The 13677-nt window shown below is 71.8% G+C and carries 12 protein-coding genes; 8 read left to right on the forward strand and 4 right to left on the reverse strand.

Annotated features, from left to right (window positions below; translation table 11 throughout):
• Positions 1-190 precede the first annotated feature (190 nt).
• The 6 genes from dapA to NO930_RS07900 all read left to right on the forward strand — a co-directional run bounded on the left by dapA (position 191) and on the right by NO930_RS07900 (position 6526).
• Positions 191-1177, forward strand: coding sequence for a 4-hydroxy-tetrahydrodipicolinate synthase (gene dapA, locus NO930_RS07875; protein ID WP_256403047.1), 987 nt, complete (start codon positions 191-193; stop codon positions 1175-1177).
• Positions 1174-1986, forward strand: coding sequence for a 4-hydroxy-tetrahydrodipicolinate reductase (dapB, locus tag NO930_RS07880; protein WP_256403048.1), 813 nt, complete (start codon positions 1174-1176; stop codon positions 1984-1986). Before dapA ends, dapB begins: the two co-directional genes overlap by 4 nt.
• Before the next feature lie 76 nt (positions 1987-2062).
• Complete coding sequence (locus tag NO930_RS07885) at positions 2063-2902, forward strand: 2,3,4,5-tetrahydropyridine-2,6-dicarboxylate N-succinyltransferase (RefSeq protein ID WP_256403049.1); 840 nt, start codon at positions 2063-2065, stop codon at positions 2900-2902.
• Positions 2899-4323 carry a diaminopimelate decarboxylase gene (lysA, locus tag NO930_RS07890; protein ID WP_256403050.1) on the forward strand — a complete coding sequence of 475 codons (1425 nt, stop codon included), beginning with the start codon at positions 2899-2901 and terminating at the stop codon, positions 4321-4323. Before NO930_RS07885 ends, lysA begins: the two co-directional genes overlap by 4 nt.
• Positions 4320-5312 (forward strand): diaminopimelate epimerase, encoded by a 993-nt coding sequence (locus NO930_RS07895; RefSeq protein WP_256403051.1) that lies wholly within the window; start codon positions 4320-4322, stop codon positions 5310-5312. The genes lysA and NO930_RS07895 overlap by 4 nt, the downstream gene beginning before the upstream one ends.
• Positions 5309-6526: a M20/M25/M40 family metallo-hydrolase gene (locus NO930_RS07900; protein WP_256403052.1), complete on the forward strand. Its 1218-nt coding sequence runs from the start codon at positions 5309-5311 to the stop codon at positions 6524-6526. The genes NO930_RS07895 and NO930_RS07900 overlap by 4 nt, the downstream gene beginning before the upstream one ends.
• Positions 6527-6563: 37 nt before the next feature.
• Here the strand turns inward: NO930_RS07900 and NO930_RS07905 are convergent, their stop codons facing one another.
• The gene (locus NO930_RS07905; RefSeq protein ID WP_137783763.1) at positions 6564-7061 is read right to left on the reverse strand and encodes a LabA-like NYN domain-containing protein; all 498 of its coding nucleotides are present in this window, start codon (positions 7059-7061) and stop codon (positions 6564-6566) included.
• A 170-nt stretch (positions 7062-7231) separates the two neighbouring features.
• Between NO930_RS07905 and NO930_RS07910 the strand changes: the two genes are divergently transcribed.
• Positions 7232-9127 (forward strand): ABC transporter substrate-binding protein, encoded by a 1896-nt coding sequence (locus tag NO930_RS07910; RefSeq protein ID WP_256403053.1) that lies wholly within the window; start codon positions 7232-7234, stop codon positions 9125-9127.
• Positions 9128-9131: 4 nt separating this feature from the next.
• Here NO930_RS07910 and NO930_RS07915 read toward each other — a convergent pair whose 3' ends face one another.
• The 3 genes from NO930_RS07915 to NO930_RS07925 all read right to left on the reverse strand — a co-directional run bounded on the left by NO930_RS07915 (position 9132) and on the right by NO930_RS07925 (position 12334).
• Complete coding sequence (locus tag NO930_RS07915; protein ID WP_256403054.1) at positions 9132-9884, reverse strand: long-chain fatty acid--CoA ligase; 753 nt, start codon at positions 9882-9884, stop codon at positions 9132-9134.
• A 55-nt stretch (positions 9885-9939) separates the two neighbouring features.
• The gene (locus NO930_RS07920) at positions 9940-11058 is read right to left on the reverse strand and encodes a DUF5305 domain-containing protein (RefSeq protein ID WP_256403055.1); all 1119 of its coding nucleotides are present in this window, start codon (positions 11056-11058) and stop codon (positions 9940-9942) included.
• A 103-nt stretch (positions 11059-11161) separates the two neighbouring features.
• Positions 11162-12334 carry a DUF7504 family protein gene (locus NO930_RS07925; protein ID WP_256403056.1) on the reverse strand — a complete coding sequence of 391 codons (1173 nt, stop codon included), beginning with the start codon at positions 12332-12334 and terminating at the stop codon, positions 11162-11164.
• A gap of 220 nt (positions 12335-12554) precedes the next feature.
• On the opposite strand from NO930_RS07925, the gene NO930_RS07930 reads away from it, so the two are divergent.
• The gene (locus NO930_RS07930) at positions 12555-13667 is read left to right on the forward strand and encodes an ICP22 family protein (protein WP_256403057.1); all 1113 of its coding nucleotides are present in this window, start codon (positions 12555-12557) and stop codon (positions 13665-13667) included.
• The last annotated feature ends 10 nt before the right edge of the window (positions 13668-13677 follow it).

Here is a 13677-nt window from a genome sequence, read left to right on the forward strand (position 1 = left end):
GCCGTCAGCGACGCGGCTCTTCTCGAAAAAACGCGCGTGAGACGTCCACCGGCGGGAGTGGCAACCCCGTCTCGGACGACCCCCGACCGCGCGGACGCTCCGTTGGACGACGATCGCGCGATACACGACTATCGGCGCGGACTCGTGACGCGCGACCCCACGACCCAGACCGAACACACGACGCGAACCCATGACGAACACGACAACAACGACCCCGTACACGGCACAGGCGGAGACGGACCGAGACGCGACAGACGAACCGTTCGAGGGCGTCTACCCCGCGATGACGACCCCGTTCACCGAGGACGACGAGGTGGACCACGACCAGCTCGCAGACAACGCACAGTACATGGAGCGGGCGGGCGTCGACGGCGTGGTGCCCGTCGGCTCGACCGGCGAGTCGGCGACGATGAGCCACGACGAGCACGTCGCGGTGATCGAGACCGTTCGCGACGCCGTCGACGACATCCCCGTGATCGCCGGAACCGGCTCGAACAACACCGCCGAGGCGCTCTCGCTCTCCGAGCGTGCGGCCGACGCCGGCGCTGACGGTCTGCTCCTCATCTCCCCGTACTACAACAAGCCCGAGGCCGCCGGCTTCCTGGAGCACTACCGGACGATCGCCAACGCGGTCGACCTCCCGCAGATCGTCTACAACGTGCCGAGCCGAACCGGCCAGTCGATCCCGGTCGACGTCACCGTCGAACTCGCGGAACATCCGAACATCCAGGGGTACAAGGCCGCCTCCGGCGATCTGAACCTCATCAGCGAGGTGATAGAGCGCACCCGCGGCGAGGCCTTCTCGGTGCTCTCCGGCGACGACGGGCTCACGCTCCCCGTGGCCTCCATCGGCGGCACGGGGACGATAAGCGTGGTCGCCAACGTCGAGCCCGAGCGGTCCTGCGCGATGGTCGGCGCGGCGCTCTCCGGCGACTACGACCGCGCGCGGGCGCTCCACCACGAGCTGTCCCCGCTCGTGCGCGAGCTGTTTGCCGAGACGAATCCGATCCCGGTGAAGGAGGCCATGCACATCCGCGGGCGGGGCGGTCCGCGGGTCCGCTCGCCGCTCTCGCGGCTCTCCGAGGAGCGCCGCGGTCAGCTCCGTGACCTGCTCGCCGAGTACGAGACGAGCGAGCCGGGGGCGGTCGACGTCCCCGCCGTCGGAGGCGCGGAATGAGCGGCCCCGAACCGCCGCTCCGCGTCGCCGTCACCGGCGCGGGCGGCCGGATGGGACGGGAGGTGATCGAGGCCGCGATCGACCGCGAGGGCGTCGCGGTCGCGGTCGCGGTGAACCGCTCGCCGATGGAGCCCGTCGCGGGCGTCGAGGTCCGCGACGCGGCCGACCTCCCCGAACTGATCGCGGGCGACCGCGGCGAGGAGGGCGACGCCCCCGACGTCCTCGTCGACTTCACCGGTCCCGCCTCGGCGGTCGCGTACGCCGAGGCGTGCGCCGACGCCGGCGTCCCGATGGTCACCGGCACGACCGGGTTCGAGGGCGGTCAGCTGGACAGCCTCCGCGCCGCGGGCGACGCGGTCCCGGTGCTCAAGGCGTCGAACTTCGCGCGCGGCGTCGCCGCGCTCCGCCGGGCGGTCCGCGAGGCCGCGGCCGCGCTCCCCGGCTACGACGTGGAGCTGACGGAGACGCACCACAACGGGAAGCGCGACGCACCCTCGGGCACCGCGAAGTCGATCCTCGACGACGTGGAGTCGGTCCGCGACGACCTCGACCGGCGCGTCCACGGCCGCGAGGGCGACACGCCGCGCGAGGCTGGCGATATCGGCGTCCACGCCCGGCGCGCGGGCGACGTGACCGGCGAACACGAGGTGCTCTTCGCCGGCAACCGGGAGTCGATCGAACTCACGCACCGCGCCGGCGACCGCGGCGTGTTCGCCGAGGGGGCGCTCGACGCCGCCGTATGGCTCGCCGGCCGCGACCCGGGCCGGTACGACTTCGGGGACGTGCTCGACGCGGGGGACGACGCGTGAGCCCGCCGCGGGTGCCGCCACGACCGCCGGCCCCACACCGACGGGTAAATACCGACCCTCGCCCACGTACCACGCAATGACGCTCCGATCCGACGTATCCGATCTGTGGAACCGCTATCAGGACGGGCTGACGGCCGCCGACGCGACCGCCGAGGACGCGGACACGCTCGACGCGTTCCTCGAAGCGCTGGAGGCCGGCGAGGTGCGCGCCGCCGAGAAGACCGGCGACGACGTGACCTCGTGGGAGGCCAACGAGTGGGTCAAGCGCGGCATCCTGCTCAACTTCGGGCTGCGCGCGACCGAGCCCCGCGAGTACGGGGACGTGCGCTACCACGACGTGCTCCCGCTGCGCGACACCGCCGACCTCGGCGAGCGCGGCACGCGGAACACGCCCGACGGGACCGCGATCCGCCGGGGCGCGTACCTCGGCAGCGACTGCATCATGATGAGCCCCTCGTTCGTCAACGTGGGCGCGCACGTCGGCGACGGCACGCTCGTCGACTCCTGTGACACGGTCGGCTCCTGCGCGCAGCTCGGCGCGAACGTCAAGCTCGGCGCGAACACCCTGATCGGCGGCGTCCTCGAACCCGTCGAGGACGCGCCGGTGATAATCGAGGACGGCGTCTCGCTCGGCGCGGGCTGTCGCGTCACTTCGGGCTTCCGCGTCGGCGAGGACTCGATCGTCGGCGAGAACACCCTGCTCACCCCCCGGATCCCCGTCTACGATCTCGTCGAGGAAGAGGTACTCTACGGCCACCTCCCCGCCGAGCGCCGGGCGTTCACCCGCATGGTCGAGTCGTCCGTCGGCGACCACGACCTGTTCGAGGGCGGCGCGTACAAGCCCGCGGTCGTCGCCACGCACGTCGAGGAGGAGACGCTTGAGGCGACGCAGCGCGAGGACGCGCTCCGAGAATGAGCGACGTCGGTTCCGACCGCGGCTCCGGCGACCGGGCGGCGAGCGACGCCGACGGCTCGGGGACGGCTGGCGACGCTCGCTCCGGCGGCCCCGCGGTCCGCCGCGTGTCCGACTGGGACGGCGAGGGGCTCCGGTCGATCGCGGCCGTCCACGACACCCCGCTGTACGTCCAGGACCTCGACCGCGTCCGCGAGAACTGCGCGCGCCTCCGGGACGCCTTCCCGGACGCCGACGTGCGCTACGCGGTGAAGGCGCACACCGGCCGCGCCGTGCTCGAAACGGTTCGCGACGCCGGGCTCGACGCGGAGTGCGCCTCGGCCGGCGAACTCGACCGGGCGCTCGCGGCGGGCTTCGACGGCGACCGGCTCCACTACACCGCGGTCAACCCGCCCGCGCGCGACCTCGACTACGTCGCCGGCGTCGCCGAGGCGGAGCCCGACCTGACGGTCACGGTCGGGGCGGTCGACACCCTCGACCGGCTCGCCGACCGCGGCTACGACGGCCGGGTCTGTCTGCGCGTGAACCCCGGCGTCGGTGCCGGCCACCACGCGAAGGTGACGACCGGCGGCGCGGCGAAGTTCGGGATACCCTACGACCGCGCCGCCGACGCGGCCCGCGAGGCCGCAGACCGCTTCGAGGTGGTCGGGATCCACGCCCACGCCGGCTCCGGGATCGACTCCGACCAGTTGGACAGCCACCGCGAGCTCGTCTCCCGGATGGGTGAGCTGGCCCGAGAGCTTACGGCCCCGGACGCGACGGTCGCCGACGTCGACGCCGCCAGACCCCGCGCGCTCGACATCGAGTACGTCGACGTCGGCGGCGGGTTCGGCGTCCCCTACGAGGAGGACGCGCCGCCGCTCGACCTCCCCGCGGTCGCCGACGCGACCCGCGAGGCGGTCGCGCCGCTCCCCGATGGCGTCGACCTCGCGATAGAGCCCGGACGGTACGTCGTCGCCGACGCCGGCGTCCTCCTGACGCGGGTGAACACGGTGAAGCCGACGCCGGACGAGCGCGTCGTCGGCGTCGACGCCGGGATGACGGACCTCCTGCGTCCGGCGATGTACGACGCGTACCACCCGATCTGCAACCTCGGCGGAGCCGACGGCGAGCCGGCCCCGGCGGATCGGGCGACCGCGCCCGTCACCGTCGCCGGCCCGATCTGCGAGACCGGGGACACGTTCGCCGCGGACCGGTCGCTCGCCGACCCCGCGCGGGGCGACGTCCTCGCGATCGGGGTCGCCGGCGCGTACGGGTACGAGATGGCGAGCCAGTACAACTCGCGGCCGCGGCCCGCGGAGGTCGCGCTGGCCGACGGGACGGCGCGGCTCGTCCGCCGCCGCGAGACCCTCGCGGACCTCACGGCGGTCGAACGAGACCTGCCCCGGTCGAGCGATTCCGACGCGCCGGAGGTGGACCGATGAGCGCTCACGCCGTCCCCGTGGAGAAGTACCACGGGACGGGCAACGACTTCCTCGTCGTCGACGCGGACGCCCACACCGTCGGCGACCGCGCGGCGTTCGCCCGCGCGCACTGCGACCGCGAGACGGGCGTGACGGTCGACGCCGCCGTCGGTGACGGGTCCGTCCCGTCGAGCGCGACCGGTCGCCGCGGTGCCGACGGCGTCCTCTTCTTGAGCGTCGAGGAGCGGTTCGACCCGACCCGCGTCGTGATGACGCTCGTCCAGCCGGACGGCTCGACCGCGTCGATGTGCGGCAACGGCGCGCGGGTCGTCGCCCGCTGGGCGCACGACCGGACGGGCGACCGCGAGTTCATGATCGACACGCAGGCGGGAACGCGCCACGCCACCGTGACCGACGACGCGAGCGCGGCCACCATCGAGATGGGCGTGCCGACGTTCGACCCGGTCCGAGTCCCCGTCGCCCGCGAGGGCGACCGCGCCGGCGAGCCGCTTATCGACGAGCCCGTCGCGGGACTGTCCGTCACCGCCGTCAACACCGGCGTCCCGCACGCGGTCGCGTTCGTCGACGGCGGCCGCGACGACCCGGACGGGATCGACAGCTACGACCTCGATTCGATCGCGCCCCCGGTGCGCCACGCCGACGTGTTCCCGGAGGGCGCGAACGTGAACCTCGCGGCCGTCGTCGACGACGGCAGTGGCGGTGACGGCACTGGCGACGGCACCGATGGTGACAGCGACGAGGGGGGGACGGCGGTCATCGACCAGCGGACCTTCGAGCGCGGCGTCGAGGGCGAGACGCAGTCGTGCGGCACCGGCGCGGTCGCCGTCGTCGCCGCGGCGCGCCGGCTCGGACTGATCGCGGGCGAATCGGCCGTGAGCCGGCCGCCGGGCGGGGACCTCGAAATCGTCGTTCCGGACGCCGGACACGCGACCCTCACCGGCCCCGTCGCCCACGAGTTCAGCGGGACGCTCCCGGTGGACCCGCGATGAGCGGTGGTCCGGGACCGGGATCCGCCGACGCGGACCCGTTCGATCCGGTCGCGTTCCTCGAAGAAGCGGTGCAGATCCCCTCGCACGAGTCGGTCGACTCGATGCGGTCGTTCGTCGTCGAGACGCTCGACTCGCACGGCGTCGACACCGCGGTCGTCGCGGACGGCTGCGTCGTCGCCGAGAAGGCGTCTCCCGCGCCCGCCCGCGGCCCGCACCTCGCGTTGAACACGCACCTCGACACGGTGACGCCGCACGTCCCATTCGACCGCGGACCGGCGGTCGAGGGCGAGCGCGGCCACGGGGGCGAGCGCCCGGACGAGGTGATCCGCGGCCGCGGATCGTGCGACGCGAAGGGGCCGCTCGCGGCGCTTCTGGCCGGTTTTCTCGCCGCCGAGCCGGCGCGGGGGCGGCTCACGCTCGCGCTCACGCCCGACGAGGAGTCGCTCTCGCTCGGGGCCGCGGCGCTGACGGGAACGCTGCCGGGGAGCGATCCGCACCTCGACGCCGACCTGTACCTCGTCGGCGAACCCACCGGCCTCGACGCCTGCACCGCGGCCAAGGGACGGTTCCAGGGGACCGTCGAGCTGTCGGGCGTCGCGGCACACGCCGCGGAGTTCGCGGGGGCGAACGCGGTGGCGGCCGCCGAGGGCGCGCTCGCGGCGATCCGGACGTTCGACGACGACGCCACGGACCACCCGCAGCTCGGCGCGCCGAAGCTCACGCCGACCGTCATCGCCGGCGGCGACGCGACGAATCAGGTGCCCGCCGACTGCTCGATCACGGTCGACCGCCGGAGCGTGCCGCCGGAGACGGCCGAGGGATTCCGGTCGTCGCTCGCCGCCGCCGTCCGCGCGGCGGTCCCCGACGACGTCGGCGTCGACGTGGCGCTCACCGACCGCGAGTCGCCCTTCTTCGAGGCGTTCTCGACGGACACCGAGCACGAACTCGTCGACGCGGTCGCGGGCGCAGCGCGGGCGGCGGGCGACGACGCGGGACTCTCGCCGGACCGCGGCGGCGCGGTGCGGCCGTTCGGCGCGGCGACGGAGGCGTCGTACTTCGCGCCCGCGCCGACGGTCGTGTTCGGCCCCGGCGACCTGGCGGACGAGACGGGCGCGGTCGCCCACGCCGAGCGCGAGTACGTCCGGGTTCGAGAGGTCGAAGCGGCCGCAGAGTCAGTCGAGCGGTCGGTCGCGGCGCTCCTCGGGTCGCGGTAGGCGACAGGGTCGCGACAACGATACGGATCGACGCCGGCTACAGCAGGAACGTCTCTTCTTCTTCGGCGAGGTCGACGAACTCGTCTGCGGCCTCGATCAGTTCGTCGGCGGCGGAGTTGCCGAACCCCATCGCCTCGACGCGCACGCCCTCGTGGCGGAGATGCGTGCAGAGGCGCGCGAAGTCGCCGTCGCCGGTACAGATCACGACGGTGTCGACGTGGCTCGCGAGCGAGACGGCGTCGAGGCTCATCCCGAGGTCCCAGTCGGCCTTCTTCGACCCGTCGGCGAACGTCTTGATGTCCTTGATCTTCGTCTCGAAGCCGATCTCGCGGAGGGCCTCGAAGAAGCTCTCCTCCTCGGGCGAGTCGGCGCGGATCACGTACGCGATGGCGCGGATGAGCGCCCGGTCGGCGACGGCCTCCTCCAGCAGGCCGGAGTAGTCGATGTTCCGAGAGTAGACGCTCTGTGCTGAGTGATACAGGTTCTGTGAATCCGCGAGTACCGCGACGCGCTGGTCGGGATGGACCTCGTTCATACCGGCGTTTCCACGCGACGGGTTACGGCTTTTGGGATCTGTGGCGCGTCGCTCGGCGTCGGTCGCGTCTGGAGGTAGTCACGTCCGGAGGCGGTCGCGTCTCCGTCCGCGAGGACGTCTCTCCGTCGCGTATCTGAACCGTTTTATATACATGTGCGCTGAGTGAGCGAATGAGACGTGAACGCGGCGGTGTGGGCGCAGATCGCGGAGTTGGACGACGGCGGTACCTCTCGACGCTTTCGGGCGGCGCGGCGGCGGCCCTCGCGGGCTGTTCGAGCCTCGGATTCGGCGCGGCCGACGCCGACACGGCGACGTACGCGACGGCCGTCACGGAGCCGATCGAGACCCTCAACCCGATATACAACGCCGGGAACGCCGGCGGCAACGCGATCGCTCGCGTGATCGATCCCGGGTACGCGTTCGACGGCGACGACGAGTTCGTCCCCCTGCTGTACGACCTGTCCAGCGACGACGGCCGCGAGTGGACGCTCCGGCTGCGCGACGGGCTGCGATTCAGCGACCCGTACGGGCCCGTGACCGCGGACGACCTCGCGTACCTCGTCCGCGAGGTCCACCAGCGCGACTGGGCGGCGTCGCCGGCGGCGGCCCACTGGCGGGGCGTCTCGCTCTCGGTCGTCGATGCGCGCACGCTTCGCGTCCGACTCCCGCGACCGCGACTGCTGTGGCCCGAGAGCTACGAGCCGCTCGTGTATCCCGTTCCACGGGCCCTCCTCGAACCGTACGTCGAGTCGCGTGACGCCGACGGGCTCCGCACGGATCGGACGCTCGCTCACCTCGGGTTCGCGGGGAACCTCGGCCCGTACGTTCTCGACGAGTGGCGACCGGGAGAGGTCGTTCGGTTCACCCGCAACGACCGGTACTACCTCGGCGTAGCCGAGGCCGACTCGCCGGACGGAGCGGTCTCGTCGGCGTTCGACGGCGCTCCGCACTTCGACGCCGCGGCGGTTCGCGTGCTCCCCGACCGCGCGGCCCGCCTCGACGCGTTCGACGCGGGCGCGATCGACAGCGCGGCGATTCCGCCCGACCGAGTCGGCGCGTACCGCGACGACGGCGGAGTCACGATCGACCGCGTTCCGCAGGCGCACGCCGAGCGTATCGCGGTCAACATGCGCGACAACGGGTGGACCGCGGGACCCGGAAACCTGTTCAGACACCGCTCGTTTCGGCAGGCGCTGTCCGCCGCGATCGACGCGGACGCGCTCGTCGAGTCGGCGTTTCGGGGCGCGGCCACCCCACAGTTCACGTGGCAGCCGCCGTTCGCCGAGTTCCACCCGCCGGAGGACGCGCTCCCCCGCTTCGGATCCGGCGACCGGCACGGCCGCGGGTACGCCCGCGACCTCGCGCGGCGAGCGTTCGACCGGTCGACGCACGACTACGGGTTCGACGGCGACGACATGCTCACGCCGGACGGCGACCGCGTCTCGCTGGGTCTGTACCGCCGCGAGGACGCCGAGAGCCGCCGGGTCGCTGCCTTCGTCGCCGACGAGCTCGACGCGAACCTCGGCATCGACGTGGCCGTCGAGGGGACCACCCGCGAGCGCTTCGCGTCTGCGCACTACGCGGTCGACGACCGACCGAGACCGGAGCGCGACGCCGACGGCGACCTCGCCGCCGTGCCGGACGCGCTGGTCGACGAAGTGCGGAGCGAACGGGTCGCGTGGACGCGGCCGACGGCGGTCAATCCCGGTCCTCGGAGCGTCACCGGAGACGCTCCGTGGGACATGGAAGTCGTGTTCCGGTCGAACACGCATCCGCGGGACCCGCTCGCCACCGCAGCGCGCTTCGACGGGGCGACCGCGCCGTACAACGCCGTCGGGTACTACCCCGAGTTCGACGCCGCGGCGCTCTTCGAGCGCGCTCGTAGCGCGTCCGATCGAGCGGCGCTCGCCGCGACGCTTTCCGAGCTCTTCACCGCGATCGCGCGGGCGCAACCGTACGTGACGTTGGCGTTTCCGGACGCCACGATCGGCTACCGCACCGGGCTCTCCGGGCCGATCGAGCGGTTCTCGAACGGATGGGACCGAGCGGCGTGGCGGTACGTGTGACCGGTCACCGGAACGCGATAGACCCGAGATCGACCGATCGAGGCCTGTCGCCCGTCTCGTCTGTGGACTCCGAGATCTCGACTCCAGAGGTCGACTCACCGGCGAGCGCCACGGTCGCCCCGACCGAAAGCGGGGCGACGAGTCCCGCGGCCACCGCCCGCGGGTCCGAGAGATCCCCGCCGAACGCCACGCGCGACCCGGCGGTCAGGTCGTGTTTCTCGATCACCGTCGCGGCCGCGTCGAGGAGCGCACCGTGCGAGACGTCACCGTCTCCCGCGTCTCTGTCCCCCCCACCGTCGTCCGCGCCGCAGATCACCGCATCGTCCGGGGCCACCGAACTCGGCGGAGTCGCCGGGTTTTCGCTCCACAGCTCCTGTTCCCAGTGAGTCGTCTCCGGACGCTCCGGCGGGCCGCCGAACGCGACGAGGTTCGTCCCCGGTCTCGGGTCGACCCCCGGCTCGTCGTCGACGGCCACGAGCACGACGCGATCGCCGGCGGCGATTCCCGCTACCGGATCGAACCGAACCGGCGCGCCGAGGCGGGCGGCACCGAGAAACGCGAGCGTGGCGTGCCACTCGGGGGCGGGATCGACGGCGACGACCGACTCCTCGCGTGCGCCGAGGTAGCGCAACACGTTCGCCGCCTTGTACGCGTTGGTGATCAGGTCGTGGTACGTGCGCTCGCGGCCGTCGGCCGTGACGAGCGCCGTGTCGCGGCTCCGCCGGTCGCGTGCGAGAAGGTCGCCGACGACGTCCATGTCCGAGTCCAGACGGGGGAGCGATAAAAGCGCGCGGCTCCGCGCAGTTTGCGTCTCACACGTCGAACTGCTCGAACTCGTCCATCGTCATGTCGGCGTAGTTGACGAGCCAGTCTTCCGCCGGCGAGTCCGGCCGGACGTAGACGTACACGTAGTCACCGTCGAGCACCGTGCTCACGCCGAGCTGCTCGTCTTTGATGACGCGCTTGTTGGTGTCGATGGCGACGTCGACGAGCCCCTCTAGGTCGTCGACGAGGACCGTCGCCTCGTACTCCCGCTCCGAGGGGAACGTCCCGCGCGTGATCCACTCGGAGAACTCCTGTTCCTGCTGGTGGACGTGGAGTATCTCGCGCTCGTCCGGCGAGAGGTCGACGAGTCCGCGGCGGCGAGCGACCAGCAGGCCGCCCGTCCCGGCGAGCCCGACGACGAACACGAGCACCGACCCGACCGCTTCGACCCCGCTGGGTTCGACCACGCGCTCGACGGTGTCGGTCCGCTGGCCGCTCTCGTCTATCGTCTCGGTTTCGAGGACGCGAAGCGTCTGCTGGGTGACCGTGATCGGCATCGCGCTCTCGTAGGTGGCGCTCACGTCTCGACCGGACAGCGTGCCCTCGACGCTCGACGCGGCGACGACCCGGATCTCGATAGTACCGGCGGCGCCGAGCTGACGTTCGATCGTGTCGATGTTCGCGAAGACCTCGTCGATGTCGACAGTCGCGTCGACGGTGTGGTTCCCGTCCGCGGTGAGTCCGTCGGCGCTCCCGCTCGCGAGGGGTTCCGCGTACTGCCAGAGGACGTCTTCCCCCTCGACGCCGCGGTACACGAGACGGACGTCGGTCGTCACGTCGACCGCGCCCTCGGAGGCGGTGTGTGCGTACCTGTAGGTCACGTCGAGCTCCTCCGCGAGGTTCACGTAGTACACCGGCCGGTTCCGGACGCGCTCGCCCTCCTCGAACACCAGCGAGTCGTTGACGACGACGGAGCTGTGATCGAACGCGGTCGACTCGGTCCACTGGCCGACGGTCACCGACTCCCGCTCGACGTCCGGGTTCGCGTGGACCTGATAGCTCCACCACCCGCCGACGGCCGCGAGAAGCACCGCCGCGATCAAAAGCACCGAGAGCCACTGTTCGAGGAACGCCCGGACCCGTATCGACCGATCGACGTCGCTCACGGGCGCCCTCCACGAGGAGCGGTCGGTCGAGTCCGGGACGCACGTCGCTCCCGCGCCGTGGACGCTCCCCGCTCCCGCGTCGGCCGTCGACGACGGCGAGCGGTCATTCGGTGTGCACTCCGGTCGAGTCGACGGCGACGACGTCGTCGAAGAGCGGTTTGAGCGTGTTCAGGTCCTGTCGGCTCCCGGCCGTCGGATCCGCGTGGAAGTGCGAGACAGCCCCGCCGCCGTGGAGCGTGTTGAGAAGCACGTGCAGGAATCGGAACGTGCTCTTCACGTCTCGGTAGTTCAACACCACGTTAAGCGAGTCGAGACAGAACGCGACCGGTCGGTCGTCGTCGGCCCAGTCCTCCACCCTCCCGGAGACGACTATTCCCAGCCGGGTGATGTCGTTCGGGTTCGTGATCCGGACGGTGTCGACGACGTCGTCGACGGAGGCCGGCACCGACTGGCTGTAGCCGATCGCGATCAGCGTGAACCGGTCTGCGCCCTCCGCGATCCGCGCCAGCCGATCCGGGTCGAGCTCCTGATATCGGACGAGAAGCACCCTCGGGGCCGCCCCGGTTCCCTCGAGTCCGAGGAGTTCGTGACAGACGTGTTCCGCGTGCCCGTCCTGGGATTCCGCCTGTACGAGCACGCTCGTTCCGGGGTCGGCGTCGACGGGAAGCCCGCTCTCACCGCCGGCGTCGGGGCTCCGATCGCGTCCGTCGCGAGCCGCGCCGTCCGCCGCCGGCCCCGAGCCGTCTGCGCCGCCGGATCCGGGCGGGCCGCTGTCGGCTGCGGTCCCGCCGTCGTCGTCGCGGTCCCAGACCCGTCCGCCGCGGTCGCGAGACCGCCCGCCCGCCCGCGTGTCGGTCGATCCCGTGTCGGTGTCGGCCGCCTCGGTCGCCCCGCGCGTCTCGGCACCCCCTCCGCTATTTCCGTCCGCGTCGGCGGCCGCCGTCGACCACTCCCACTCGTCTGATTCGGCCGTCGGATCGCCCCGGTCGTGGCGCGCTGACGAGTCGCCTCCTTCAGGGGTCCCGTCTCCGCCGATCCGGTCGGAGCTACCGTTCGGGCCCGGACCGCCGTCCGGATCGGAGCCGCCGTTCGAGTCGAGCGACGGCCCGCCCGCCGAACCTGCGCCTGACGGGCCGCTCCGACCGTCGTCGGACGGCGACGTCCCCTCGATATCGTCCAGCCGCGCTCGGAGCGACCTGAACCGCGAAGACCGGTCGGTCTCGGAGTCCCCCGTGTCTGTCGCCGACTCGGTGTCGTTCGATCCGGAGTCGCTCATCGACGGAACGACGGCGTCGACGCGGCGTGCCGCGGCCGCGTTCGACCTGATGTCCCGGTTTCCGGAAGCGGTGGTTCAGCGGAGGGCCCGTCCACCGCTCGCTGCGACTGCTGCATTCTCTAAATTCTAGTCATTTCAGAGTAAAAAAACTATCGCACGGCGTCGGTCACTGCTCGTCCCGACACAACGGTTAACCTGCTGGATACGCAACTGTACGCCTGTGTCAGACTCTTGGGAAGCGGACGAGCCGGAGTCGATCGACGTCGACACCTTCCAAGAGTGGCTTCACCACACGGCCGAATCCCGCGACCTCGACGAGGGCGAGCTGTTAGACCGGCTCGTCTCCGCCTACTGGGTCCTCGACGAGATGAGCGACGTCGTCCCCGACACGCCCGCCGGCGGCCCCGGGACGCCGGCGGCGTCGAACGAAGACGTTCCCCCGGGATGGCGCTCGTCGAACCGTCACAGCCCCGCCGACGGGGGTCACGGCCCCGACGACCCCGCCACGTCCCCGTGGCCCGCAGCCGACGACTCGACGGACGGCAGCGCCGAGCCAACGGGTGAGAACGCCGATCGCGACGACGCGTCGCGTTCCGGCGGCGACGGTTCCTCCCCGCCCTCCGACGCCGACGACACGCCCGGAGACGACCCCGTCACGGCCGAGATCCGAGAGCTTCGCGACTCGCTCCAGACGCAACTCGACCTGGTCCAAACCGTCACGGAGCTCCGTCGGCAGGTGTCCGACCTGTCCCTCGACGTCGAACACCAGCGGTCGAGACAGGACGGCTTCACGGACCGCATCACCGACGACATCACGCGTCTCAACCGCCGGGTCGAACGCCTCGACGAGGCGGTCGACGGCGACGCTCTCGGTCGGCGTCTCGACGCCGTCGAACAGGCGCTCGACGAGTTCGATTCGACACACGACGAGTTCGAGGCGTGGGTGGACCGCGAGTTCGACGAGATCGAAGCGCTGTTCGAGCGGTTGATCGACCTGACCGACGACCTCGACGACCGCCTCAGCGACGTCGAGCGGTCGACCGACACCGTCGAAGAGATAGCGTCCGCGCGTCGCGGCCTCGCCGAGCTACGCCGCGAGGCGATCGACCACGGGATCGATCGGGGGACCTGCGCCCACTGCGAGTCGTCCGTCGACCTCTCGATGCTCACCGATCCCGTCTGTCCCGCCTGTGGTCGCTCGTTCACCGACCTCGCGCCCGGCCGCTGGTGGAACCCGTTCTCGACCGCGACGCTTCACACCGGAGCGGACACGCAGGACGCGGTCACCGACGCCGATCCGACCCACCCCCGAGATATCGTCGACGGACGCTGAACCGCCGGTA

The organism is Halorubrum salinum (assembly GCF_024494575.1).
In the GTDB taxonomy this organism is placed as follows: domain Archaea; phylum Halobacteriota; class Halobacteria; order Halobacteriales; family Haloferacaceae; genus Halorubrum; species Halorubrum salinum.